At 73.2% G+C, this 22,468-nt stretch carries 25 protein-coding genes and 1 pseudogene; 18 read left to right on the top strand and 8 right to left on the bottom strand.

What is annotated here, in order from left to right; all coding sequences use genetic code 11:
* Nucleotides 1–43: 43 nt before the first annotated feature.
* The 13 genes from ACZ4UB_RS38390 (at nucleotide 44) to ACZ4UB_RS38330 (ending at nucleotide 11,896) form a co-directional block, all read left to right on the top strand.
* Nucleotides 44–1,321, top strand: a complete 1,278-nt coding sequence (locus ACZ4UB_RS38390; RefSeq protein ID WP_468077761.1) for a GAF domain-containing protein — start codon at nucleotides 44–46, stop codon at nucleotides 1,319–1,321.
* Between the two features lie 5 nt (nucleotides 1,322–1,326).
* Entirely contained in the window at nucleotides 1,327–1,890 is a 564-nt protein-coding gene (locus ACZ4UB_RS38385) for a GNAT family N-acetyltransferase (RefSeq protein WP_468077745.1), read from the top strand.
* A 397-nt stretch (nucleotides 1,891–2,287) separates the two neighbouring features.
* Nucleotides 2,288–2,371: a putative leader peptide gene (locus tag ACZ4UB_RS38380; protein WP_312847410.1), complete on the top strand. Its 84-nt coding sequence runs from the start codon at nucleotides 2,288–2,290 to the stop codon at nucleotides 2,369–2,371.
* A gap of 216 nt (nucleotides 2,372–2,587) precedes the next feature.
* Nucleotides 2,588–4,291, top strand: coding sequence for a nitrite/sulfite reductase (locus ACZ4UB_RS38375; protein ID WP_468077743.1), 1,704 nt, complete (start codon nucleotides 2,588–2,590; stop codon nucleotides 4,289–4,291).
* Nucleotides 4,288–4,467 carry a hypothetical protein gene (locus tag ACZ4UB_RS38370; protein WP_468077741.1) on the top strand — a complete coding sequence of 60 codons (180 nt, stop codon included), beginning with the start codon at nucleotides 4,288–4,290 and terminating at the stop codon, nucleotides 4,465–4,467. Before ACZ4UB_RS38375 ends, ACZ4UB_RS38370 begins: the two co-directional genes overlap by 4 nt.
* Nucleotides 4,464–5,171: a phosphoadenylyl-sulfate reductase gene (locus ACZ4UB_RS38365; RefSeq protein WP_468077739.1), complete on the top strand. Its 708-nt coding sequence runs from the start codon at nucleotides 4,464–4,466 to the stop codon at nucleotides 5,169–5,171. Before ACZ4UB_RS38370 ends, ACZ4UB_RS38365 begins: the two co-directional genes overlap by 4 nt.
* Before the next feature lie 44 nt (nucleotides 5,172–5,215).
* The gene (cysC, locus tag ACZ4UB_RS38360; protein WP_385775888.1) at nucleotides 5,216–5,761 is read left to right on the top strand and encodes an adenylyl-sulfate kinase; all 546 of its coding nucleotides are present in this window, start codon (nucleotides 5,216–5,218) and stop codon (nucleotides 5,759–5,761) included.
* On the top strand, nucleotides 5,758–6,696 hold the full coding sequence (gene cysD, locus ACZ4UB_RS38355) for a sulfate adenylyltransferase subunit CysD (protein ID WP_354379239.1): 939 nt from the start codon (nucleotides 5,758–5,760) through the stop codon (nucleotides 6,694–6,696). Before cysC ends, cysD begins: the two co-directional genes overlap by 4 nt.
* Nucleotides 6,697–6,698: 2 nt before the next feature.
* Nucleotides 6,699–8,045 (top strand): sulfate adenylyltransferase subunit 1, encoded by a 1,347-nt coding sequence (locus tag ACZ4UB_RS38350; protein ID WP_468077737.1) that lies wholly within the window; start codon nucleotides 6,699–6,701, stop codon nucleotides 8,043–8,045.
* Between the two features lie 217 nt (nucleotides 8,046–8,262).
* Complete coding sequence (locus tag ACZ4UB_RS38345; RefSeq protein WP_468077735.1) at nucleotides 8,263–9,396, top strand: aliphatic sulfonate ABC transporter substrate-binding protein; 1,134 nt, start codon at nucleotides 8,263–8,265, stop codon at nucleotides 9,394–9,396.
* A gap of 47 nt (nucleotides 9,397–9,443) precedes the next feature.
* Entirely contained in the window at nucleotides 9,444–10,244 is an 801-nt protein-coding gene (locus tag ACZ4UB_RS38340; protein ID WP_354379236.1) for an ABC transporter ATP-binding protein, read from the top strand.
* Nucleotides 10,231–11,133, top strand: a complete 903-nt coding sequence (locus ACZ4UB_RS38335; protein ID WP_468077732.1) for an ABC transporter permease — start codon at nucleotides 10,231–10,233, stop codon at nucleotides 11,131–11,133. Before ACZ4UB_RS38340 ends, ACZ4UB_RS38335 begins: the two co-directional genes overlap by 14 nt.
* A 7-nt stretch (nucleotides 11,134–11,140) precedes the next feature.
* Entirely contained in the window at nucleotides 11,141–11,896 is a 756-nt protein-coding gene (locus ACZ4UB_RS38330; protein ID WP_468077730.1) for a sirohydrochlorin chelatase, read from the top strand.
* On the opposite strand, the gene ACZ4UB_RS38325 is transcribed toward ACZ4UB_RS38330, so the two are convergent.
* Nucleotides 11,845–12,519, bottom strand: coding sequence for an HAD family hydrolase (locus ACZ4UB_RS38325; RefSeq protein ID WP_468077727.1), 675 nt, complete (start codon nucleotides 12,517–12,519; stop codon nucleotides 11,845–11,847). The genes ACZ4UB_RS38330 and ACZ4UB_RS38325 overlap by 52 nt on opposite strands.
* Nucleotides 12,516–13,517, bottom strand: coding sequence for a ketopantoate reductase family protein (locus ACZ4UB_RS38320; protein WP_468077725.1), 1,002 nt, complete (start codon nucleotides 13,515–13,517; stop codon nucleotides 12,516–12,518). Before ACZ4UB_RS38320 ends, ACZ4UB_RS38325 begins: the two co-directional genes overlap by 4 nt.
* Nucleotides 13,518–13,561: 44 nt before the next feature.
* On the opposite strand from ACZ4UB_RS38320, the gene ACZ4UB_RS38315 reads away from it, so the two are divergent.
* Nucleotides 13,562–14,410 carry an aldo/keto reductase gene (locus ACZ4UB_RS38315; RefSeq protein ID WP_468077723.1) on the top strand — a complete coding sequence of 283 codons (849 nt, stop codon included), beginning with the start codon at nucleotides 13,562–13,564 and terminating at the stop codon, nucleotides 14,408–14,410.
* 13 nt (nucleotides 14,411–14,423) lie between these two features.
* Here ACZ4UB_RS38315 and ACZ4UB_RS38310 read toward each other — a convergent pair whose 3' ends face one another.
* From ACZ4UB_RS38310 to ACZ4UB_RS38295, 4 genes are read right to left on the bottom strand one after another with little or no spacing between them, the layout of a single operon-like run.
* Nucleotides 14,424–14,993: a DUF1697 domain-containing protein gene (locus ACZ4UB_RS38310; protein WP_468077721.1), complete on the bottom strand. Its 570-nt coding sequence runs from the start codon at nucleotides 14,991–14,993 to the stop codon at nucleotides 14,424–14,426.
* Between the two features lie 56 nt (nucleotides 14,994–15,049).
* On the bottom strand, nucleotides 15,050–16,378 hold the full coding sequence (locus ACZ4UB_RS38305) for an extracellular solute-binding protein (RefSeq protein ID WP_468077719.1): 1,329 nt from the start codon (nucleotides 16,376–16,378) through the stop codon (nucleotides 15,050–15,052).
* Entirely contained in the window at nucleotides 16,378–17,235 is an 858-nt protein-coding gene (locus tag ACZ4UB_RS38300) for a carbohydrate ABC transporter permease (RefSeq protein ID WP_468077718.1), read from the bottom strand. Before ACZ4UB_RS38300 ends, ACZ4UB_RS38305 begins: the two co-directional genes overlap by 1 nt.
* On the bottom strand, nucleotides 17,235–18,164 hold the full coding sequence (locus ACZ4UB_RS38295) for a carbohydrate ABC transporter permease (protein ID WP_468077759.1): 930 nt from the start codon (nucleotides 18,162–18,164) through the stop codon (nucleotides 17,235–17,237). The genes ACZ4UB_RS38300 and ACZ4UB_RS38295 overlap by 1 nt, the downstream gene beginning before the upstream one ends.
* A 160-nt stretch (nucleotides 18,165–18,324) precedes the next feature.
* On the opposite strand from ACZ4UB_RS38295, the gene ACZ4UB_RS38290 reads away from it, so the two are divergent.
* From ACZ4UB_RS38290 to ACZ4UB_RS38275, 4 genes are all read left to right on the top strand, one after another.
* Nucleotides 18,325–19,179 (top strand): phosphotransferase enzyme family protein, encoded by an 855-nt coding sequence (locus tag ACZ4UB_RS38290; RefSeq protein ID WP_468077717.1) that lies wholly within the window; start codon nucleotides 18,325–18,327, stop codon nucleotides 19,177–19,179.
* Between the two features lie 367 nt (nucleotides 19,180–19,546).
* Complete coding sequence (locus ACZ4UB_RS38285; protein ID WP_468077715.1) at nucleotides 19,547–19,921, top strand: CorA family divalent cation transporter; 375 nt, start codon at nucleotides 19,547–19,549, stop codon at nucleotides 19,919–19,921.
* Between the two features lie 55 nt (nucleotides 19,922–19,976).
* The gene (locus ACZ4UB_RS38280) at nucleotides 19,977–20,336 is read left to right on the top strand and encodes a CorA family divalent cation transporter (protein WP_468077713.1); all 360 of its coding nucleotides are present in this window, start codon (nucleotides 19,977–19,979) and stop codon (nucleotides 20,334–20,336) included.
* A gap of 31 nt (nucleotides 20,337–20,367) precedes the next feature.
* Nucleotides 20,368–21,330 carry an endonuclease/exonuclease/phosphatase family protein gene (locus tag ACZ4UB_RS38275; protein WP_468077711.1) on the top strand — a complete coding sequence of 321 codons (963 nt, stop codon included), beginning with the start codon at nucleotides 20,368–20,370 and terminating at the stop codon, nucleotides 21,328–21,330.
* Between the two features lie 16 nt (nucleotides 21,331–21,346).
* On the opposite strand, the gene ACZ4UB_RS38270 is transcribed toward ACZ4UB_RS38275, so the two are convergent.
* Both ACZ4UB_RS38270 and ACZ4UB_RS38265 read right to left on the bottom strand, forming a co-directional pair.
* Nucleotides 21,347–22,099 carry an exonuclease domain-containing protein gene (locus ACZ4UB_RS38270; protein WP_467963156.1) on the bottom strand — a complete coding sequence of 251 codons (753 nt, stop codon included), beginning with the start codon at nucleotides 22,097–22,099 and terminating at the stop codon, nucleotides 21,347–21,349.
* Nucleotides 22,100–22,209: 110 nt separating this feature from the next.
* Nucleotides 22,210–22,353, bottom strand: a pseudogene (locus ACZ4UB_RS38265) (VOC family protein); the annotation flags it as partial.
* Between the last annotated feature and the right edge of the window lie 115 nt (nucleotides 22,354–22,468).

The raw sequence follows: 22,468 nt of genomic DNA, 5'->3' as shown, positions 1-22,468 counted from the left end.
AGGTGGCACGGGTACCGCGGTCGACGTGGCGCGGCTCGCCGCGATGGACGCGCGCGACGCGGCCCGGCTGCTCAAAGGCGTACGGGCGGCCGCGCTCGCGGGGAACCGGCCGCCGGCGACGCCGCGCCCCGAGATCGCCGAGTCCTGGCGGCGGATGCTGGCCGGCGGGGTGCACCCGGACCGGGACACCCGCTCGCGGATGCTGTCGGCGGCCGAGACGGAGGAACGGCGCCAGGTGTCGCCGCTGCGGGCGCTGCTGCCGGTGCTGCGCGAGGGGCTGCTGCCCAACCTGGACGAGGTGCTGCACATCATGGTGATCGCCGACGCGGACGGGCGGTTGCTGTGGCGCGAGGGCGCCTCCTCGATCCTGCGCCGGGCGGACCGGCTCGGGTTCGGGGTGGGCGCGGACTGGGACGAGGCGGTGGTCGGGACCAACGGGGTCGGCACCGCCCTGGTCACGCGGCGGCCGGTGCAGGTGTTCTCGGCGGAGCACTTCGTCTCCACCCACCACGACTGGACCTGCGCGGGGGCGCCCGTGCACGATCCGCGCGACGGGCAGCTGCTGGGCGTGGTGGACGTCAGCGGGCCGCTGGCCACGATGCATCCGGCCACCTTGACCTGGGTGGCCTCGGTGGCCCGGCTCGCCGAGCGGGAGCTGCGGATCCGCCACCTGGAGTCCCTGGAGCGGCTGCGGTCGGTGGCGGCGCCGCTACTGGCGCGGCTGCCGGGGCGGGCGCTGGCCGTGGACCCGCACGGCTGGACGGCGGCGGTGACCGGGCTGGCCCCGGTCGACCGGGTGCCGCTGCCCAAGGTCTTCGGGCCGGGGCGGCACTGGGTGCCGCAGCTGGGCCACTGCGCGGTGGAGCCGCTGCCGGGCGGCTGGCTGCTGCGGATCGAGGAGGTCCGTACGGGCGCGGCGGCGGGGCGGGTGGTGCTGGACCTGAGCCGGGCGCGGACCTGGTCGGCGACCGTGTACGGGGCGGCGGGCAGCTGGACCCAGGAGCTGAGCCCGCGCCACGCGGAGCTGCTGTTCCTGCTGGCGGAGAGCCCGCGGGGGCGCACGGCGGCGGAGCTGGCGGCGGAGCTGTTCGGGGACGCGACGCGGACGGTGACGGTGCGGGCCGAGCTCTCGCGGGTACGGCGCCACCTGGCCGGGGTGCTGACGCACCGACCGTACCGCTTCGCGGAGGACGTGGAGGTGGAGGTGGTCCGGCCGGAGCGGCCCGCGGACCTGCTGCCGCATTCGAGCGCGCCGGCGGTGCTCAGGGCGCGGGTCGAGCGGGCGGCCGGGCCGGGGTCGGTCCGCGGTGTGATTCCCTGACCTGCATGAGCATCCTCACCCTCACCACCTGGTCCCTGGAGATGACCTCGCCGGACGACCTCGTTCCGGCGGCCGTTCCAGGTTCCGAGATCACGATCTCGCGTGCGGAGGTCCCTTCGCCCGAGTTCAGCCGCTACCTGTACGCCTCGGTCGGCGGTGACATCCACTGGACGGACCGGCTGTCGCTGACCCGGGAGGAGTGGGTGCGCCAGTTGGGGCGGCCGGGGGTGGAGACCTGGGTGGCCTACGACCGGGGGACGCCGGCGGGGTACGTGGAGTTCGACCCGCAGGACGACGGCGTGGTGGAGATCGTGTACTTCGGGCTGCTGCCGGACTTCCGGGGGCGGCGGATCGGGGGGCACCTGCTGTCGGTGGGGGTCGCCCGGGCGTGGGACCTCGCGTCGCGGTGGCCGGAGCGGGAGGCGACGAAGCGGGTCTGGCTGCACACCTGTAGCCAGGACGGCCCGACGGCCATGGACAACTACCTGCGGCGCGGCTTCCGCCTCTTCCACACGGAAACGGAACCGAAAGCCGACACCCCCACCCCGGGCCCCTGGCCCGGAGCCTGACCCCGCCCGCGAAGCCCCCGCCCGCCGCCCGCCGGGGCCGCCTCAAACGCCGGCGAGGCTGAATTTCCCACCCCGGCCACATCAAGCCCCGCCGGCCGACCTCCCCTCCGGGGGCGCCTCAAACGCCGGCGAGGCTGAACCCACCACCCCGGCCACATCAAGCCCCGCCGGCGATTGAGGCGCCGCCGGAGGCAGCAGCAGCCACGTCCGGCCTGCCCTCCGGGGGCGCCTCAAACGCCGGCGAGGCTGAATTTGCCGCCCCGGCCGTCCCCCCGGGGGGCTTGCGCACGGGGCTCAGGAGGTGACTCGGGACACACGATCCCAGAATGCGGGACGCTTTCGTCCGAATGGTGGACAGTAGTGGACTCCTCCAATCGGCCCATGACACGCTTCCGCCATGAATGGAGCTGGAATTGCCTTGGTGAGTCGGCGGCACGTCGACCTCGGCCGCATGTCCAGCGCCATCTGTCCGGCGCGCTGACGGAACCAGCCACCGCCGCACCTCGTCGCCGCCGCCCCGCGGACGCGTCGATTCCGCAAGCCCCCGCAGGCCGAAAACCGCCCCCCGCCCACCGGCGAAGGGGGCGCGATCCGCCACACCTGTCAGCGCACTGCCGCGCATCACCGCAGGTCGAAGCCGTGGGCACCGTCGCTCCGCCCGCCCTTGCTTCGAGCCGCCACAGAAGGACGTACCGCCATGGCCGCCACCCCAGAAACGCCCGCAGCCGCCCCCGCAGCCGCGCGCCGCAAGCCCGGCCGCCACCGCGGCGAGGGCCAGTGGGCCGTCGGCCACCACACGCCCCTCAACGGCAACGAGCAGTTCAAGAAGGACGACGACGGTCTCAACGTGCGGACACGCATCGAGACGATCTACTCCAAGCGGGGCTTCGACTCGATCGACCCCAACGACCTGCGCGGCCGGATGCGCTGGTGGGGCCTCTACACCCAGCGCAAGCCCGGGATCGACGGCGGCAAGACCGCGATCCTGGAGCCGGAGGAGCTGGACGACGAGTACTTCATGCTGCGCGTCCGCATCGACGGCGGCCGCCTCACCACCGAGCAGCTGCGCGTGATCGGCGAGATCTCGCAGGAGTTCGCCCGCGGCACCGCCGACCTCACCGACCGCCAGAACGTCCAGTACCACTGGATCCGCATCGAGGACGTCCCGGAGATCTGGCGCCGCCTGGAGGCGGTCGGCCTGTCCACCACCGAGGCCTGCGGCGACACCCCGCGCGTCATCCTCGGCTCGCCCGTCGCGGGCATCGCCCAGGACGAGATCATCGACGGCACCCCCGCCATCGAGGAGATCTACCGCCGGATCGTGGGCAACAAGGACTTCTCCAACCTGCCCCGCAAGTTCAAGTCGGCCGTCTCCGGCTCGCCGCTGCTCGACGTGGCGCACGAGATCAACGACATCGCCTTCGTCGGCGTGAACCACCCGGAGCACGGCCCCGGCTTCGACGTCTGGGTCGGCGGCGGGCTCTCCACCAACCCCAAGCTGGGCGTCCGCCTGGGCACCTGGGTCTCGCTGGACGAGGTCCCGGACGTCTACGAGGGCGTCATCTCGATCTTCCGCGACTACGGCTACCGCCGGCTGCGCAACCGCGCCCGCCTGAAGTTCCTCGTCGCCGACTGGGGCCCGGCCAAGTTCCGCCAGGTCCTGGAGGACGAGTACCTGGGGCGCAAGCTGACCGACGGTCCCGCCCCGGCGCAGCCCACCGGCCAGTGGCGCGACCACGTCGGCGTGCACCAGCAGCGGGACGGCCGCTTCTACGTCGGCTTCGCCCCCCGGGTCGGCCGCGTCGACGGCGCCACCCTCACCAAGATCGCGGACGTGGCCGAGCGGCACGGTTCGGGCCGGCTGCGCACCACCGCCGAGCAGAAGATGGTCGTGCTCGACATCGAGGCGGACCAGGTGGACTCCGTCGTCGCCGCCCTGGAGGCGCTGGACCTGCGGGTCAAGCCGTCCCCCTTCCGCCGCGGCACGATGGCCTGCACCGGCATCGAGTTCTGCAAGCTGGCCATCGTCGAGACGAAGGCGCGCGGCGCCTCGCTGATCGACGAGCTGGAGCGCCGCCTGCCGGACTTCGCCGAGCCGATCACCATCAACATCAACGGCTGCCCCAACGCCTGCGCCCGCATCCAGGTGGCGGACATCGGTCTCAAGGGCCAGCTGGTCCTGGACGACGACGGCAACCAGGTCGAGGGCTACCAGGTGCACCTCGGCGGCGCGCTCGGCCTGGAGGCCGGCTTCGGCCGCAAGGTCCGCGGCCTCAAGGTCACCGCGGACGGTCTGCCCGACTACGTCGAGCGGGTCGTCACGCGCTTCGAGGAGCAGCGCGAGGACGGCGAGCGCTTCGCCGCCTGGGTCGCGCGCGCCGACGAGAAGAGCCTGGCATGAGCGAGCGCGCCGCGCCCTTCCACTGCCCGTACTGCGGCGACGAGGACCTGTTCCCCAACGAACAGGGTCACGGCGCCTGGGAATGCAGGTCCTGCAATCGAGCCTTCCAGCTGAAGTACCTCGGGCTGCTGGCCCGAGGGCTTCGGTCCGACACCGCTGGAGGGGAAGAGATATGACGACAGCTCAGGAGAGCCGCACGGGTCAGCTCAAGGAGCTGGCCGAGCGGGCGGGCCGGGACCTGGAGGACGCCTCCGCGCTGGACATCATGCGCTGGGCGGCCGACACCTTCGGCCCGAAGTTCGCCGTGACCTCCTCGATGGAGGACGCGGTGGTCGCCCACCTCGCCTCCCGGGTGCGCCCCGGCGTGGACGTGGTCTTCCTCGACACCGGCTACCACTTCGAGGAGACCATCGGCACCCGCGACGCGGTCGAGGCCGTGATGGACGTCAAGGTCATCACGCTCACCCCGCGCCAGAGCGTCGCCGAACAGGACGCCGAGTACGGCCCGAAGCTGCACGACCGGGACCCGGACCTGTGCTGCGCGCTGCGCAAGGTCAAGCCGCTGGAAGAGGGCCTGACGGCGTACGACGCGTGGGCGACCGGCCTGCGCCGCGACGAGTCCCCGACCCGGGCGAACACCCCGGTGGTCGGCTGGGACGAGAAGCGGCAGAAGGTCAAGGTCTCCCCCATAGCCCGCTGGACCCAGGAGGACGTCGAGGCGTACGTCGCCGAACACGGGGTCCTGACCAATCCGCTGCTGATGGACGGCTACGCCTCCGTGGGCTGCGCACCGTGCACCCGACGCGTGGCGGAGGGCGAGGACGCCCGGTCCGGCCGTTGGGCCGGGCTCGGCAAGACCGAATGCGGGCTGCACGGCTGATGACCGAGTCCGCGAACCGTACGGAACCGACGGAGAACGAACAGATGAGCGTGAGCGACCAGGGCGCCACCGTGTGGCTGACCGGGCTGCCGAGCGCGGGCAAGACGACCATCGCGTACGCGCTGGCCGAGCGGCTGCGCGGCGAGGGCCACCGGGTGGAGGTGCTCGACGGGGACGAGATCCGCGAGTTCCTCTCCGCCGGGCTGGGCTTCACCCGCGAGGACCGGCACACCAACGTGCAGCGGATCGGCTTCGTCGCCGAACTGCTCGCGAGCAACGGCGTGAAGGCGCTGGTCCCGGTCATCGCCCCGTTCGAGGACAGCCGCGAGGCCGTCCGCAAGCGGCACGCCGCCGAGGGGACGACCTACCTGGAGGTCCACGTGGCCACTCCGGTCGAGGTCTGCTCGGAGCGCGACGTGAAGGGCCTGTACGCCAAGCAGGCGGCGGGCGAGATCTCCGGCCTGACCGGTGTGGACGACCCGTACGAGGCCCCCGCGGCCCCGGACCTGCGGATCGAGTCGCACACCCAGTCGGTGCAGGAGTCCGCGGCGGCACTGTTCGCGCTGCTCAACGAGAGGGGTCTGGCATGACCACCAAGGTCGCCCACGTCCACACCGAGGCCGACGCGCCCTACGCGCTGTCCCACCTGGACGCCCTCGAATCCGAGGCCGTGCACATCTTCCGCGAGGTGGCGGGCGAGTTCGAGAAGCCGGTGGTCCTCTTCTCCGGCGGCAAGGACTCCATCGTCATGCTGCACCTGGCGCTCAAGGCGTTCGCGCCCGCGCCGGTCCCCTTCACCCTGCTGCACGTCGACACGGGTCACAACTTCCCCGAGGTGCTGGAGTACCGCGACCGCACGGTGGCCGAGCACGGACTGCGCCTGCACGTGGCGTCCGTACAGGACTACATCGACGCAGGGAAGCTGCGCGAGCGCCCCGACGGCACCCGCAACCCGCTGCAGACCCTCCCGCTCACCGAGGCGATCCAGCGGCTGCGCTTCGACGCGGTCTTCGGCGGCGGCCGGCGCGACGAGGAGAAGGCCCGCGCCAAGGAGCGGGTGTTCAGCCTCCGCGACGAGTTCTCCCAGTGGGACCCGCGCCGCCAGCGCCCCGAGCTGTGGAACCTCTACAACGGTCGGCACGCGCCCGGCGAGCACGTGCGCGTCTTCCCGCTCTCCAACTGGACCGAGCTGGACGTGTGGCAGTACATCGCCCGCGAGGGCATCGAGCTGCCGGGCATCTACTTCGCCCACGAGCGCGAGGTGTTCCAGCGACACGGCATGTGGCTGACCGCGGGCGAGTGGGGCGGCCCGAAGGAGGGCGAGGAGCCCGAGACGCGGCTGATCCGCTACCGCACCGTCGGTGACATGTCCTGCACCGGCGCCGTCGACTCCGACGCCACCACGCTGGACGCCGTGATCGCCGAGATCGCCGCCTCCCGGCTCACCGAGCGGGGCGCCACCCGCGCCGACGACAAGATGTCCGAGGCCGCGATGGAAGACCGCAAGCGCGAAGGGTACTTCTAGAGATGACCGCCACCACCGAACCGCTGGCCGACCTGTCGGCCACCACCCTGCTGCGCTTCGCGACCGCCGGATCCGTCGACGACGGCAAGTCCACCCTGGTCGGCCGCCTGCTGCACGACTCCAAGTCGATCCTGACCGACCAGCTGGAGGCCGTCGAAGCGGTCTCCGCCCAGCGCGGCCAGGACACCCCCGACCTCGCGCTGCTCACCGACGGCCTGCGGGCCGAGCGCGAGCAGGGCATCACCATCGACGTCGCGTACCGGTACTTCGCCACCGCGCGGCGCCGGTTCATCCTCGCCGACACCCCCGGGCACGTGCAGTACACCCGGAACATGGTCACCGGCGCCTCCACGGCCGACCTGGCCGTGGTGCTGGTCGACGCCCGCAACGGCGTGATCGAGCAGACCCGCCGGCACGCGGCCGTCGCCGCCCTGCTGCGGGTGCCGCACGTGGTCCTGGCCGTCAACAAGATGGACCTGGTGGGCTACGAGGAGAAGGTCTTCGCGGCGATCGCCGAGGAGTTCACCGCCTACGCCTCGGACCTGGGCGTCCCGGAGATCACCGCGATCCCGATCTCCGCGCTGGCCGGGGACAACGTCGTGGAGCCCTCCGCGAACATGGACTGGTACGGCGGCCCGACGGTGCTGGAGCACCTGGAGACGGTCCCGGTCAGCCACGACCTCACCGCCTGCCCGGCCCGCTTCCCGGTGCAGTACGTGATCCGCCCGCAGAGCGCCGAGCACCCCGACTACCGCGGCTACGCGGGCCAGATCGCCTCCGGCGTGCTGCGCGTCGGCGAGGCCGTCACCGTCCTGCCGTCGGGCCGTACGAGCACCATCGAGGGAATCGACGCGCTCGGCGAGAGCGTCGACATCGCGTGGGCCCCGCAGTCGGTGACCCTGCGGCTCGCGGACGACATCGACATCTCGCGCGGCGACCTGATCGCGCCGAGCGCGAGCGCCCCGGCCCCGACGCAGGACGTCGAGGCGACGGTGTGCCACGTGGCCGACCAGCCGCTGTCCGTGGGCGCCCGGGTGCTGCTCAAGCACACCACGCGCACGGTCAAGGCGATCGTCAAGGAGATCCCCTCGCGGCTGACCCTGGACGACCTGTCCCAGCACCCGGAGCCCGGGCAGCTGGTCGCCAACGACATCGGCCGCGTGGTCGTGCGCACCGCCGAGCCGCTCGCGCTCGACGCCTACGCCGACTCGCGCCGTACCGGGTCCTTCCTGCTGATCGACCCGGCCGACGGAACCACCCTGGCGGCGGGCATGGCGGGGGCGGCCTTCGCCTCCCGGCCCGAGACCGCCGACCCGGCTCCCGCCGACGAAGAAGGCTGGGACTTCTGAGCATGACGAAGACCGACATCTACTCGACCTTCGCGAAGGAGGGCGGCCGCGTGGGCAGCGGCGCCCTCGGCAGCGGCCAGGGAGGGGTGGCGCGATGTGCGCGATGACGTACGCGCACCGCATGCGCGCCCACACCCCCCACCAGCTGCACCCGCCCTTGCTCCGTAGACGAAGACGCGCGTCGTGAGACCACGACGCGACGAGAGGAACACCTCCCGTGCCTGCCACCGGTACCACCCGTAAGTCCGTCCGCCGCGGCGTCGTCGCCGCCGCCGCCCTGCCCCTGCTGATCGGGGCGCTCGCCTCCTGCGGCTACGGCTCCGAGGCCGCGAAGGACGAGAGCGCCGGCGCGAAGGCCGGCGCCGCCCCGACCGACGCGAAGAAGCTCTCGGCCTCCGAGGTCCGCATCGGCTACTTCCCGAACCTGACGCACGCCACCGCGCTCGTCGGCATCCAGGAAGGGCTGATCGCCAAGGAACTCGGCAGCACGACGATCAAGCCGCAGACCTTCAACGCCGGCCCGTCCGAGATCGAAGCCCTCAACGGTGGCTCTCTCGACATCGGCTTCATCGGCCCCTCCCCGTCGATCAACGGCTACGTGAAGTCCAAGGGATCGAACCTGCGGATCATCTCCGGCTCCGCCTCCGGCGGCGTCAAGCTGGTCGTGAACCCGGACAAGATCAAGACCCTGGACGACCTCAAGGGCAAGAAGATCGCCACCCCGCAGAAGGGGAACACGCAGGACGTCGCCTTCCTCAACTGGATCTCCGAGAAGGGCTGGAAGGTCGACCCGGAGTCCGGCAAGGGTGACGTCTCCGTCGTCCGCACGGACAACAAGGTCACCCCGGACGCCTTCAAGCAGGGCTCGATCGACGGCGCCTGGGTGCCGGAGCCGACGGCCTCCAAGCTCGTCTCCGACGGCGGCTCCGTCCTCCTGGACGAGACCAGCCTGTGGCCCGACAAGAAGTTCGTGATCACGAACGTCATCGTGTCGCAGAAGTTCCTCAAGGAGCACGCGGACGTCGTCGAGGCCGTGCTGCGCGGCACCGTCAAGACGAACGAGTGGATCAACGCCAACCAGGACAAGGCCAAGGCGTCCGCGAACGCCGCGCTGAAGACCCTGAGCGGCAAGGAACTGGACGCCAAGGTCCTCGACCCGGCGTGGCCGAGCATCCTGGTCACCGACGACCCGCTGGCGAGCACGCTGAAGACGGAGTCCGACTGGGCGGTCAAGGCCAAGCTCATCGAGCAGCCCGACCTCGCCGGCATCTACGACCTGTCGCTCCTGAACAAGGTGCTCAAGGCCGCGGGCAAGCCCGAGGTCTCCGACGCCGGTCTCGGCGCCAAGTAGTCCGCCAGTAATCCGTCAGCGCAGTTGATCCCCAGGAGGTGACGACCATGGCCACCACGCTCGCCAAGGCTGCCGAGGGCACCGCAGCGACGGCGTCGACGACGCACGCCGCGCGGATCGAGCACGTCTCGAAGTCCTTCTCCGGCCCGGCCGGCTCGCAGCTCGTGCTGGACGACATCAGCCTCGATGTCGCACCCGGCGAGTTCGTCACCATCCTGGGGGCGTCGGGGTGCGGCAAGTCCACCCTGCTCAACCTGGTCGCGGGGCTGGACGCCCCGTCCGCGGGGTCGATCGAGACCCCCGGCGGGCGGCCCGCCCTGATGTTCCAGGAGCACGCCCTCTTCCCGTGGCTCACCGCGGGCAAGAACATCGAACTCGCCCTGCGGCTGCGCGGGGTGCCCAAGGCCGAGCGCCGTCCGGAGGCGGAGCGGCTGCTGGAGCTGGTCCGCCTCGGCGGTGCCTACGGCAAGCGCGTCCACGAGCTGTCGGGCGGCATGCGCCAGCGCGTGGCGCTCGCCCGGGCGCTCGCCCAGGACAGCCGCCTGCTGCTGATGGACGAGCCGTTCGCGGCGCTGGACGCCATCACCCGCGACGTGCTGCACAACGAACTGACCCGCATCTGGGCGGAGACCGACCTGTCCGTGCTCTTCGTGACGCACAACGTCCGCGAGGCTGTCCGGCTCGCGCAGCGCGTGGTCCTGCTCTCCTCGCGGCCCGGCCGGGTCGCCAAGGAATGGACCGTCGGCATTCCGCAGCCGCGCCGCATCGAGGACCCGGACGTGGCGGAACTGTCCGTCGAGATCACTGAACACCTGCGTGGGGAGATCCGCCGCCATGGCCAGCACTGACATCACCGAACCGGCCCCGGCCAAGGCGACCAGCGACGACCTGGCCGGCCTGGAGGCCGGCCTGGACGCGCTCGACGCGGTCCAGACCCACCGCACCCCGGTCCGCGAGGTGCTCGTCAAGAAGGTCCTGCCGCCGGTCATCGCCGTCGGTCTGGTCCTCGCCGTGTGGCAGGTGCTGGTCTCCGCGCACGTCACGGACGCGACCAAGCTGCCCTCGCCGTCCGCGGTGTGGGACGGCCTGACCGCCATGTGGCTCAAGGGGACCCTGCTGGAGGTCATCTGGACCAGCGTCTCCCGCGGCCTGCTCGGCTTCCTGCTGGCCCTGGCCATCGGCACCCCGCTCGGCCTGCTGGTCGCCCGGGTGAAGTTCGTGCGCGCCGCGATCGGACCGATCCTCCAGGGCCTGCAGTCCCTGCCGTCGGTGGCCTGGGTGCCGCCCGCGGTCATCTGGCTCGGCCTGAACGACTCGATGATGTTCGCGGTGATCCTGCTCGGCGCGGTCCCCTCGATCGCCAACGGCCTCGTCGCGGGCCACGACCAGATCCCGCCGCTGTTCCTGCGGGCCGGGCGCACGCTGGGGGCGACGGGCCTCAAGGGCACCTGGCACGTGGTCATGCCGGCCGCGCTGCCCGGCTACCTCGCCGGTCTCAAGCAGGGCTGGGCCTTCTCCTGGCGCTCGCTGATGGCAGCCGAGATCATCGCCTCCTCGCCCGACCTCGGCCTGGGCCTGGGCCAGTTGCTGGAGAACGGCCGCAACAACATCGACATGCCCGGGGTGTTCCTCGCGATCATCCTGATCCTGCTGGTGGGCATCGCGATCGACCTGATCATCTTCAGCCCGCTGGAGCGCTGGGTGCTGCGCACCCGCGGTCTGCTGGTCAAGAGCTGACAGCGCCGTGCGTCCCGTTCTGCTGGTCATCGCCCACGGCAGCCGCGATCCGCGGCACGCGGCGACCGTGCACGCCCTCACCGGGCGGGTGCGGGCGCTGCGGCCGGGGCTGCGGGTGGAGACGGCGTTCCTCGACTTCAACGCCCCGTCCGTGCCCCAGGTCCTCTCGGCCCTGTACGCGGACGGCGTGCGGGACGTCGTCGCCCTCCCGCTGCTGCTGACCCGCGCCTTCCACGCGAAGGCGGACGTCCCCGCGGTGTTGGAGCGCTCCCGGGCCGCGCTGCCCGGACTGTCCCTGCGGGTGGCCGACGTGCTCGGCCCCTCGCCCCTGCTGACCGGCGCCCTGGAGCGCCGGCTGGCGGAGGCCGGCCTGCGTCCGGCCGACCGTTCGACCACCGGCGTGGTGCTCGCGTCCGCCGGTTCCTCAGACCCGGAGGCGATCGCGGTGATCGCTGAAATCGCGCGGGAGTGGCGGCACACCGGTTGGTGCGCCGTGCGGCCCGCGTTCGCCTCCGCGGCATTGCCCCGTACCGAGGACGCCGTACGGGCGCTGCGCGCCGAAGGTGCCCGTCGGGTGGTGGTGGCCCCGTACGTCCTGGCCCCCGGGCGGCTCCCGGACCGGATCGCGGCGGGCGCCGCGGCCGCCGGGGCCGACCTGGTGGCCGAGGTGCTCGGCGCCGCCCCCGAGGTGGCCCGGCTGCTGCTGCGCCGCTACGACGCGGCGGCCCCGGCCCCGGCCCTGCTCCCCGCGCTGTCGGCCTGAGCCGCGCCGCGCGCGAAGGCGAGGACCTCCGGGGCCGCGTCCGCGAGGCGGGCGAAGTGCCGGTGCACTCCCTCCACCGCGACCGGCGCGTTGACCCCCCAGACGGTCATCCCGGCGGCCAGGCCCGCGCGCACGCCCGTGGGGGCGTCCTCGACGACCAGGCAGTCCCGGGGGTCCGCCCCCAGCAGCTCCGCGGCCCGCAGGTAGGGGACCGGCGAGGGCTTGCCCTCGGCCACCGCGGCGGCGTCCACCAGGACCTCGGGCACGGGGAGTCCGGTGCGCTCGAAGCGGCCGCGCACCCGGTGCGCGTAGTTCGAGGTGACCAGCGCCCAGGATCCCGGCGCCAGCGCGCCCAACAGCCGCGCCGCGCCCTCGAAGGCGTCGTAGGCGCCGGTCCGTACGTCCTCGTCCTCCAGCGCGTGCAGCAGGGCCAGGCAGGCCGCCGGGTCCCGGTCCGGCGCGAGCTCCGCGAAGGTCTCCGTCGGGCGGGTGCGCAGCGCGACCCGGTACGTCTCGGCCGGGTCCAGTCCGTAGTGCTCGGCCCAGGTGCCCCAGACCCGCCGCTGGTTGTCGAGCGCGTCGATCAGCGTGCCGTCGACGTCGAACAGGACGTACCGGCTCATCCGCGGGCCTCCGCCTCGTCGGCCAGCGCGGTGAGGTCCCCGATGGTCATCGACCCCGGGGGCAGGCCCTCGCGGGCGAAGATGTTGGCCGCGCGCCGCAGCACGTCGTTGACGGGCGTCGGGACCGCGTGCAGCCGCCCCAGCAGGGACACCTCCCCGTTGAGGTAGTCCGCCTCGATGCTGCCCGTGCCCCGGCGCAGGCTCTGCCAGGACGAACCGCCGCGCACCCCGGGCGGCTGCACGGCCTTGCCGTCGCGCGCCGCGGACTCCTCGGCCTCCGAGGCGTAGGCGATCCCGGCCGCGGCGAAGGCGGCCTTGGCCTCGCGGATCGCGCGCAGCAGCAGGGCGCCCTTGGCGGGGTCCGGTGCGGGGCCGGTGGTGGCCTGGATCGCGTTGCCGAGGTTGCCCAGCAGCTTCGCGTGCTTCCAGCGCATCACGTCCTCGGTGACCACCGTCTCGAAGCCGGCGGCCGCCAGGTCGGCGCCGATCCGCCGGGCCCGCGCGTCCGCGCCGCCCGCGGCCCGGCCCAGGTGCAGGATCCCGGTGTGCGGGCTGCCCAGGGCCGAGACCGCGCCCGGTTCCAGGAAGCTGGCGGGCAGCCACACGCACAGGCCGTAGACCCGGTCGAAGCGGCGCAGCGCGAGGCGCTCGCCCTCCACGCCGTTCTGCGCGCAGACCAGCGCCAGGCGCTGGGACGCGGTGCCGCCGCCGGCGACCTCCGCGTCGCCCCACGCGTCGAGCGCGGCGAGGGCGTCCTGGGTCTTGACGGCCAACAGCAGGACGTCGTCGGGGCGCAGCTCGCCCAGCTCCCGCGGTCCGGTGACCACCGGCAGCCGGTGGGTGCGGGTGCCGTCGGCGGTGGTGAGCCGCAGGCCGTCCGTCCGCAGGGCGTCCGCGTGCGGGCCGCGGGCGACGAGGACGACCTCGCCGCCGGCCTCCGCCAGCCGTCCGCCGATGGTGGCGCCGATCGCGCCCGCGCCGATGATGATGTAACGCATGGGACGAGCCTGGCACACGGCCGCGCCTGCGTTACCGTCAGGGCATGGTGGACACGGTGTTCGGTCTGGGCGGGGACCTGTCGGTGCGTCGGCTCGGCTTCGGGACGGGCGGCCTCGTCGGTCCCGGGTACTGGGGGCCGCGCGGGGACCGGGAGCAGGCGCGGGCACTGCTGCGCACGGCGGTGGAGCGCGGGGTCGGGCTCATCGACACCGCCGACAACTACGGCCCCGATCTCGCCGAGGAGCTGGTCGCGGAGGCCCTGTACCCGTACGCGGACGGCCTGGTGATCGCGACCAAGGGCGGGGTGGTGCGCACCGGCCCCGACGAGTGGCACGTGGCGGGCCGCCCGGAGCAGCTGCGGGCGGCGTGCGAGGCGAGCCTGCGGCGGCTGCGGGTGGACCGGATCGACCTGTACCAGTTGCACCGCTTCGACCCGGCACTGCCGGAGGCGGAACAGCTGGGCGTGCTGGGGCAGTTGCGCGCGGAGGGCAAGATCCGGCACATCGGCCTCGACAGCGTGGGCGCCGACCAGTTGGCGCAGGCCCTGGAGACGGAGGCGGTGGCCTCCGTCCAGAACGCCTTCCACCTGATGGACCGTTCGGCGGCGCCGGTGCTCGCGCTGTGCGAGGCCGAGGGGATCGCCTTCCTGCCCTACTACCCGCTCGGCGGCGGCGCGCTGACCCGCGACGGGTCGGCGGCGCTGGCCGCGGTGGCCGCCGCGCACGGGGCCGGGCCGGGGCAGATCGCCCTGGCCTGGCTGCTGCACCACTCGCCGGTGCTGTGCCCGACGCCGGGCACGGGCTCGCCCGTCCACCTGGCGGAGAACCTGGACGCGGCCTCGCTCGCGCTGTCCCCGGCGGAGCTGGCCCTGCTGGACGCGCTCGCGCCGTAGGGCGTCCGCCGGATCAGTCCTGCTCCGCGGTCATGTCGACGAGCTTGGTGACCGTGTTCCAGTTGCGGGTGGTGACGTCCAGGCCCTTGACCACCGCCGGCCGGGCCAGCGCCTCGGCCAGCTTGGAGCGGCCGAGGCCCTCGGGGGCGTAGAGGTAGACGACCCGGTCGCCGAGCCGGAAGTCCTCGGGGAGGAAGGCGTCCGCGTCGAGCGCCTCGAAGCGGTCCGCGGCGGGCTGCTCGGACAGGAAGGTGACGTGCAGCTGCTTGCCCTCCAGCGTGGCCGCGGGGAAGGGACAGGCGGCGACGACGGCCCTCAGGTGCGCCCCGTCGACCAGGAGGCAGGGGACGCGGAAGCCGAAGTGCTCCTCGATGGCCGCCTCCAGCTCGCGGGCGAGCGCGTCGGCCCCCGCGTCGGGACCGGTCCGGGCGGTGGTGAAGACGGCGTTGCCGCTCTGCAGGTGGGTCCGGACACCGGTGTGGCCCAGCTCCGCCAGCACCTGGCGCAGCTCGGCCATCGGGACCTTCTTGTGCCCGCCGACATTGATGCCGCGCAGCAGGGCGGCGTACGTCCGTGTGCTCATCCCCGAACGATAGGGGCGGGCACCGACAGCGCGGGGCGCCCGTACCCACGTACGCCCTACCGTTGGTAGCGGGCCAGCACCCGGTTCCCGTCGACCACCAGGCGGCGCTCCAGTGCGGCGAGGTCGATGGCGCCGCTGTAGTACTCCTGGAGGGCCGGGGTCGCCACCTTGTCCTTCCATTCCGGATATCCCCGCACCGACTGGGCCGGTGCCGGGCGCAGCCCGCCCGCCAGGGCCGCACCGGTCGCCCAGCCCCACTCGGGGGTGCGCAGCGCGGGGTCGGCCAGGGCCCGCGCACCGGTGGGCAGCATCCAGTCGCCGCGCGCGAGGCGGACCATGCCCGCCGGGCGCAACAGGAAGTCGATGAAGGCCGCGGCCTCCTTCTTGTACGGGCTGTCCCGCGCGATCGACAGGGTCTGCGGGCTGACCCCCTGCGCCGGTCCGTCGGCTCCGGCGGGCGCGGGCAGCACCTGCCAGGCGAAGCCGGGCGGGGCCTGGCTGACGATCTGCTGGCGGTAGGAGAAGCCGAGCGCCACCATGGCGTACTTCCCGGCGAAGAAGCCGGGCAGGGTGTCCGAGCCGCCCATGCCCAGGGTGGCCCGGGAGGCGCTGTGGTCGATGTTGACCTGGTCGTGGATGGTCCGCGGGACCACCGCGTCGCCCGCTCCCCAGCGGAGCACGGCCTTGCCCGCGCGGCCGTCCGGTTCCCGGGTGAAGAGGCGGCCGCCGGCCGAGACGCCCAGGTTGAGGGTGGCCGAGACGGGGTCCTTCAGCGGCCAGGCCACTCCGTAGCGCCCGTCGGCGGTGAGCCGTGCGGCGGCGGCGCGGAACTCCGCCCAGCTCCAGGGGGCTTCGGGGGTCGGGATCCGGACCCCCGAGGCGTGCAGCAGCGCGGTGTTGGCGATCAGCACCCGGGGCTCCTGGAGGAAGGGCACGCCGTAGATCCCGGTGCCGAGGGTGACGCTCTGCCAGCTCCGGTCCGGGACGTCCTCCTTCAGCCGGTCGGAGAGCAGCGGGCGCAGATCGGCGAGGTAGCCGGCGTACGCGAAGTCGGCGAGGTCGTCGGAGGCGTCGTGGATGACGTCGGGCGCCTCCCCGCCCTCGAAGGAGGTCAGCAGCTGGTCGTGGACGCTGCTCCAGCTCCCCTGGACGTACTGGACCTGGACCTCGGGGTGGGCGGCGTTCCACTGCGCCACGAGCGCCTCGTTGGCGGCCACGGACTCCTTCTGCCAGGCCAGGGACTGGAAGCGGAGCCTGATCCGGCCGTCGCCCGCGCCGGCGCCGCCCGAGCAGCCGCCCAGCAGGGCGGCCAGCAGGGCCAGTACGAGGGCCGCGACGGCCGCCGTACGGGGACCGGAGCGGCGGGGGACGCGGCGGCGGGCCATCAGCCCTTCACCGACCCGGCCAGCATGCCGCCGGTGATCCGGCGCTGGATCAGCGAGAAGACCAGGAGCGAGGGCAGCGTGGCGAGGCAGGCCGCGGCGGCGAGCGGCCCGAGGTCGGCGGCTCCTTCGGCGCCGAGGAAGTGGGTGAGGACCACCGGCAGGGTCTGCTGTCGCGGGCTCTTGAGGAGCACGAGGGCGAAGAAGAACTCGTTCCAGGCGGTGACGAAGGCGAAGAGCCCGGTCGCGACGATCCCGGGGGCCAGCAGCGGGGCGACGACGGAGACGAGGGTGCGCAGCCGTCCGGCGCCGTCCACCGCCGCGGCCTCCTCCAGTTCGGCGGGCACCGCGCGGACGTAACCGACCAGCATCCACAGCGCGAAGGGCAGCGACCAGACGACGTAGACGAGGACCAGCCCCGGGACCGAGTTGATCATCCGCAGCTCCTTGAGCACCAGGAACAGCGGAATGATCACCAGGACGAAGGGGAAGGCCTGGCTGACCACCACCCACCCCGTGGTGGCCGCGGCGAGCCGGCCCCGGCGCCGGGCGAGGACGAAGGCCGCGGGGAGGGCGAGCGCGAGGGCGAGGACGGCGGCGCAGAGCGCGGCGGTCAGGCTGTTGAGGCCGGCCCGGAGCAGCGGCTGCTCGTCGAAGGCCCGGCGGAAGTTGTCCAGGGTGGGGTCGTGCGGGATCCAGGTGGGGTGCAGGCTGCCCAGTTCGCGCGCCGGTTTGAAGGCGGTGGAGAGCAGCCAGAGGAACGGGAAGCCGAGGAAGCCGAGATAGGCGGCGAGCGCCAGGTACTGGGCGGTGCGCACGGAGCGGCGGGGGCGCACGGAGCGGCGGGGGCGTGCGGCCATCACGCACCGCCTCCCTTCAGACGGCCGGCGAGGTGGAGGGCGAGCAGGACCGAGACCACGGCGACCATGACGCAGCCCATGGCGGCGGCGTAGCCGAACTGGCCGTACCGGAAGGCCTCCTCGTAGGCGAAGAGCATGGGCAGCCGGGTCCGGCCGCCGGGCCCGCCGTTGGTGAGGACGTACACGAGCGCGAAGGAGTTGACGTTCCAGATGAGGTTGAGCGCGGTGACGGACAGCGCGACGGGCCGCAGCGCGGGCCAGGTGACGGCGCGGAAGCGGCGCCACGCCCCGGCGCCGTCCAGGGCGGCGGCCTCGTGGAGTTCGTGCGGGGTGTTCTGGAGTCCGGCGAGCAGGACCACGGTGGTCTGCGGCATGCCGGCCCAGATGCCGACGACGATGACGGCGGGCAGTGCGGTGGCCAGCCCGCCGAGCCAGTCGGTGTCGCCGCCGAGGCCGATCCCGCGCAGCGTTTCGTTGAGGACGCCCGCATCGGGGTGGTAGACGAGCCGCCACATGACGGCGACGACCACTTCGGGCATGGCCCAGGGGACGATCGCGAGCGCCCGGGCGAGCCCGCGCAGGCGCAGGTCCTGGTCGAGCAGCAGGGCCAGCCCGAGGGAGAGCAGGAACTGCGGCGCGGTGACCCCGACCGCCCAGAGCAGCCCGATCCGGAAGGACTCCCAGAAGAGCCGGTCGTGCAGCAGGTCCTGGAAGTTGAGGGCGCCCACCCACTGGGTCGCGGCGGTCCGGCCCGACTGGGCGTCGGTGAAGGCGAGCGCGATGCCGTAGAGCAGCGGACCGACACTGAGCAGCAGGATCGGGACGAGGGCGGGCAGGACGAGGAACCAGACCCCGTGATCGGCACGCGCCCGGGAGCGCGCGGGCGGGGACGGGGTCGAGGTCGAAGCGGGGGTGGTGGGATCCGTGATGGGGGGCGGGGCCACGTCTCCCCCTTCCGGGTGGATCCACCTGAGCCGGCCCGGCCATCGTGCGCAGCCCCTGATGGCGCGTCAAGGCACCGCACGGCGGGATGCGAGACTTGGCCCGTTCACGACGGTGCGGACCGAACGGGAAGAGCGGCGGGGCGGCATGGACGAGGCACGGGCCAGGGACCTACTGACGGCGGCGGGCCTCGGCCGGAAGGCCGAGCTGCTCGCCCTGGGCGAGAACGCGGTGTTCGCGGACGGCGACCTGGTGGTGAAGGTCGGCCGCCGGGATCCCGCGCTCGTGGCCCGGGCGGAGCGCGAGTTGGCGGTGGCGGGCTGGCTCGCCGGCGTCGGGATCGCCGCGGTACGGGCGGCCGAGCCGGCGCCGCGGCTGGTGGACGGCCACCCGGTGACCCTGTGGCACCGCCTCCCGGAGGCGGTGCGGCCGGCCGGTCCGGCCGATCTGGCCGCCCTGTTGCGCCCGGTGCACGCCCTGCCCGCGCCGCCCTTCGACCTCGCCCGCCGGGACCTGCTGGGCGGGGTGGAACGGTGGCTGCGGCTGGCCGGTGACGCGATCGATCCCGAGGACGCGGCGTACCTGCGGGCCCGGCGCGACGGCTACGCGGCCGAGGTCGCCGCCCTCGTCCCGCACCTGCCCCCGGGGCCGATCCACGGGGACGCCCTGCCGCGCAACGTCCACGTGGGCCCGGACGGACCGGTCCTGGTCGACCTGGAGACCTTCGCCCTGGACCTGCGGGAGCACGACCTGGTGGTGATGGCCCTCTCCCGCGACCGGTACGGCCTGCCCGAGGAGTCCTACGACGCCTTCGTGACGGCGTACGGCTGGGACGTGCGCGCCTGGGACGGCTGCGCGCTGCTGCGCGGGGCGCGGGAGACGGCGAGCTGCGCCTGGGTCTCCCAACACGCCCCGACCAACCCGAAGGCGCTGGCGGAATTCCGCCGCCGGGTCGCCTCGCTGCGCGACGGCGATCCCGAGGTCCGCTGGTACCCCTTCTGACCGCCCGGTCGATATTCAATTCCACCGACTTTGTCTTCACATTGCTTTTCGTTTACGGTGGCGGAGACGCGGGACGAACCGCGTTCGAATCCGCGGGAGGTGATCAGCGTGCCTAGTGGCAGTAGTCCCGAGGCGTATGCGCCACCGATCCCGCTTGACGCACCGCAGTAGCGTCCCGCGGGGGAATCGACCTTCCCCCGCGACCGCGTCTCCTCGTACGGGCCCGAAGCCGAAGACGGCTTCCGCGTACCCGAATTCCTCGCGTACATCATCGCGTTCACCACACGTTCACCACCGAAGCACGTCCGGGGTCCGCCGGGCGGGCACCCCGTGTGCCGCCCAGGACGTGCCGTGACGGGAGTTCCCCATGCCCAACCTGACGCCTACGCACCACGACAACGCCACCGACCCGACGCTCATGCCAGCGGAAACCGTGGAGGAGCACGCCCAGAAGGTGGAGCTGCTCCGCGAGATCAATAGGGAGATCCGCGGGCTGAACAAGGAAATGGAGGATATTCGGGAAATTACTGAAGACCAGCTGAAGGTCACGATCGAAACCCGCAAGGTGAGCGCCTGGACGGCAATAGCCGTCGTACCCGGCGCCCTCGCATCGCTCTACGGATCCAACTTCGAGCACATGCCGGAGCTGAAGCTCACCTACGGCTGGCCGCTCTTCCTCGCCGCCCTGGCATCCACCGCATTGGCCACCTACGTCGCGGTCAGGCGCAAGGGCTGGCTCTAGGCCGGCGGTCCCTTTCGTCCTAGACACCGACATCGACCAGAGGAAGGCGATTCACATGTCGGACAGCCCCGCGCGCGACGCGCGCTCCCCCTTGGCCGGACTGACCCCGAAGGACCTCGACGCGTCCTCGACCGAGGAGCTGCTCTGCTTCCTCCGGGGAGTCCGTCGGTACCGCAAGGAGTTGGTCCTCCTCCACCGGAAGTCGGTGGAGCTCCACGACGGGACCAGGCTCACCCGGAGGGTGACGTCGTGGCTCGTGGTGTTCATGGTCCCCACGCTGCTGGGCGGCATCTACTCCGCGAACTTCCACCAGCCGGAGAGCGCGTTCGTCTGGGCCTGGCCCGCCTTCCTCGCCCTGGTGGCGGGTTCGGGCATCGCCATGTTCGCCCACCTCAGGCGCAGGGGCTGCGTCTGACCCCCCGTCCGCCGAGCGAAAGTGATCGTCCATGACCCGCAGCACACGGCGGGATCGTCGCGGGGGCCGCCCCCGCCACACCGCACGCATCGCCGTCCCGGCGCTGCTGCTCGCCGGAGCACTGTTCTTCCCCGGGCTGCTGCCCAACCGCCCGGGCAACCTCGGCAGCCTCGTCGAGACGGTCCTGCCGTGGTTCGGCGTCGCGATAGCCGCGCTCCTCCTCGGCGCCGCGACGCGCGGCACCAAGGTGGCGGTGGCCGCGGCCCTGGTGCCCCTGGTGGCCTGGTGCCACCTCTTCGTGCCCGCCCTGACGGCGCCGCCCCGAGCGGGGCCCAGCGCCTTCGAGGCCCTGTCCTTCAACGTCGGCGGGACCCGCACCACGCCGGAGGCCGTGGCCCGGGAGGTGGTCGCCACCGGCGCCGATCTCGTCGCCCTGGCGAAGGTTCCCGTGTCGGCCGTCCCCGCCTACGAGAAGGCGCTGGCCGCGGCCTACCCCCACCACACCACCCGCAACACGCTCGGGCTGTGGTCGCGCCATCCGCTGCGCGAGGTCGAGGCCATGGACCTGGGCGGCCCCTGGCCGCACGCGATCCGGGCCGTCGTCGCCGCCCCCGGCGGGGACACCGCCGTGTACGCGGTGCGCCTGCCCTCGGTACGGGTCCGGGCGACCGAGGGCTTCGCCATCGGGCCCCGAGACGCGGCCGCGGCGGCGCTGGCCGACCGCGTGGCACGGGATCCGGCCCCGCGCGTGCTGATGCTCGGCGACCTCAACGGCAGCCTGGCCGACCGGGGCCTGGCGCCCCTCGCCCAGCTCCTCGAAGCGGCGCAGGACCGGGCGGGCCGGGGCTTCGGCTTCACCTGGCCGGCCGCCCTCCCCGTGGTCCGGATCGACCACGTGCTGCTGCGCGGCCTGGCGGCCACCACCACCCGCGTCCTGCCCGACCTGGGCAGCGACCACCGCCCCGTCCTCACCGGGCTGAGACCCACGGCGTGATGCGGGGGCGGGCCGCCTAACGGCTGAGCGCGTCCTCGTCCTGGGGCCTGCGGGGGATCAGCGGCCAGGCGGGCTCCACCACGGCGGTCGGGTCCGCGGTGCGCCGCAGGTACGCCTGGAGGGAGACCGACTGCTCGGCCGCCGCGCGCACCTGGAGGTCCTGGAGGTCCGCCAACGGCATGGCCCCGACGGGCCGGTGCTTCTCCCCCATCCGCCGCACGACCCGGGCGGCCGCCACGGCGTCCGCCCGCGCGTCGTGCGCGTCGAGGAGCGGCACCCCGTAGTGCGCGCACAGCGCGTGCAGCGCCCGCTTGCCCTTGCGGTACTTGTCGACGTGCTTGTCGATCACCAGCGGATCGATGACGGGCGCGGGCACCCCACCGAGCCGCTCGCTCACCGACTCCACCCCGTACCGCCGGCACTCCCGGTCCAACAGCGAGAGGTCGTAGCGGGCGTTCATCACGACCAGGGGCGTCCCCCGGCGCAGCCCCTCGGCGACGGCCCGCGCGATCTCGTCGATCGCGGCGGCGGCCGGTGCGCCGTGCGCGCGGGCGTGCTCCGTCGAGATGCCGTGGATGGCCGACGCCTGCTCCGGTATCGCCACTCCGGGGTCGAGGAGCCAGGTCCGCTCCCCCGAGACGGCGCCGTCCTCCTCCAACCGGACCACCGCGGCCGTGACGATGCGGTCGGTCTCGACGTCGGTGCCCGTCGTCTCCAGGTCGAAGGCCACCAACGGCCCACTGATCCAGCTGTCGTGCCGGTCCCCCATCACGCGCCCCTCCCCCGTACACATCCGGTCAACGGCTTTCAGCCTGTCACGCGGCACTGACAGTCCGGCCCCCGGGGTGATCGGCGCGGCGACTCACGCGGGCGCGCGGCTCACGCGGGCTGCCACAGTTCCACGCGGTTGCCCTCGGGATCGGTGACCCAGCCGAAGCGGCCGACGCCCGCCACGTCCTGGGTCCCGGCGGCCACGTCCGCCCCCTTCGCGCGCAACTGCGCGAGCATGGCGTCTAGTGCCGTGGCCGGAAAGGTTTGCCGGATCGCGGTGTCCGGTGCCCTGGGGCCTCCCCAGGCCCGCAGGGCCGAGGGGACGCATCGCAAGGCGGAGGACCGCGACTCGTACTGGACGTACCGT

The organism is Streptomyces sp. NPDC028419 (assembly GCF_055565515.1).
Note: the sequence above shows the minus strand (reverse complement) of the source record. Positions and strands in the feature narration are given on the sequence as shown.

Bases quoted from the DNA above. Each gene is read 5' to 3' on its own strand.
- ACZ4UB_RS38375 (WP_468077743.1), top strand. From the start codon at position 2,588: ATGGCCGCCACCCCAGAAACGCCCGCAGCCGCCCCCGCAGCCGCGCGC.
- ACZ4UB_RS38365 (WP_468077739.1), top strand. From the start codon at position 4,464: ATGACGACAGCTCAGGAGAGCCGCACGGGTCAGCTCAAGGAGCTGGCC.
- ACZ4UB_RS38315 (WP_468077723.1), top strand. From the start codon at position 13,562: ATGGTGGACACGGTGTTCGGTCTGGGCGGGGACCTGTCGGTGCGTCGG.
- ACZ4UB_RS38270 (WP_467963156.1), bottom strand. From the start codon at position 22,099: ATGGGGGACCGGCACGACAGCTGGATCAGTGGGCCGTTGGTGGCCTTC.
- ACZ4UB_RS38385 (WP_468077745.1), top strand. From the start codon at position 1,327: ATGAGCATCCTCACCCTCACCACCTGGTCCCTGGAGATGACCTCGCCG.
- ACZ4UB_RS38370 (WP_468077741.1), top strand. From the start codon at position 4,288: ATGAGCGAGCGCGCCGCGCCCTTCCACTGCCCGTACTGCGGCGACGAG.
- cysD (WP_354379239.1), top strand. From the start codon at position 5,758: ATGACCACCAAGGTCGCCCACGTCCACACCGAGGCCGACGCGCCCTAC.
- ACZ4UB_RS38325 (WP_468077727.1), bottom strand. From the start codon at position 12,519: ATGAGCCGGTACGTCCTGTTCGACGTCGACGGCACGCTGATCGACGCG.
- ACZ4UB_RS38285 (WP_468077715.1), top strand. From the start codon at position 19,547: ATGCCCAACCTGACGCCTACGCACCACGACAACGCCACCGACCCGACG.
- ACZ4UB_RS38275 (WP_468077711.1), top strand. From the start codon at position 20,368: ATGACCCGCAGCACACGGCGGGATCGTCGCGGGGGCCGCCCCCGCCAC.
- ACZ4UB_RS38390 (WP_468077761.1), top strand. From the start codon at position 44: ATGGACGCGCGCGACGCGGCCCGGCTGCTCAAAGGCGTACGGGCGGCC.
- ACZ4UB_RS38310 (WP_468077721.1), bottom strand. From the start codon at position 14,993: ATGAGCACACGGACGTACGCCGCCCTGCTGCGCGGCATCAATGTCGGC.
- ACZ4UB_RS38320 (WP_468077725.1), bottom strand. From the start codon at position 13,517: ATGCGTTACATCATCATCGGCGCGGGCGCGATCGGCGCCACCATCGGC.
- ACZ4UB_RS38380 (WP_312847410.1), top strand. From the start codon at position 2,288: ATGAATGGAGCTGGAATTGCCTTGGTGAGTCGGCGGCACGTCGACCTC.
- ACZ4UB_RS38280 (WP_468077713.1), top strand. From the start codon at position 19,977: ATGTCGGACAGCCCCGCGCGCGACGCGCGCTCCCCCTTGGCCGGACTG.
- ACZ4UB_RS38300 (WP_468077718.1), bottom strand. From the start codon at position 17,235: ATGGCCGCACGCCCCCGCCGCTCCGTGCGCCCCCGCCGCTCCGTGCGC.
- ACZ4UB_RS38305 (WP_468077719.1), bottom strand. From the start codon at position 16,378: ATGGCCCGCCGCCGCGTCCCCCGCCGCTCCGGTCCCCGTACGGCGGCC.
- ACZ4UB_RS38290 (WP_468077717.1), top strand. From the start codon at position 18,325: ATGGACGAGGCACGGGCCAGGGACCTACTGACGGCGGCGGGCCTCGGC.
- ACZ4UB_RS38335 (WP_468077732.1), top strand. From the start codon at position 10,231: ATGGCCAGCACTGACATCACCGAACCGGCCCCGGCCAAGGCGACCAGC.
- ACZ4UB_RS38340 (WP_354379236.1), top strand. From the start codon at position 9,444: ATGGCCACCACGCTCGCCAAGGCTGCCGAGGGCACCGCAGCGACGGCG.
- cysC (WP_385775888.1), top strand. From the start codon at position 5,216: ATGAGCGTGAGCGACCAGGGCGCCACCGTGTGGCTGACCGGGCTGCCG.
- ACZ4UB_RS38350 (WP_468077737.1), top strand. From the start codon at position 6,699: ATGACCGCCACCACCGAACCGCTGGCCGACCTGTCGGCCACCACCCTG.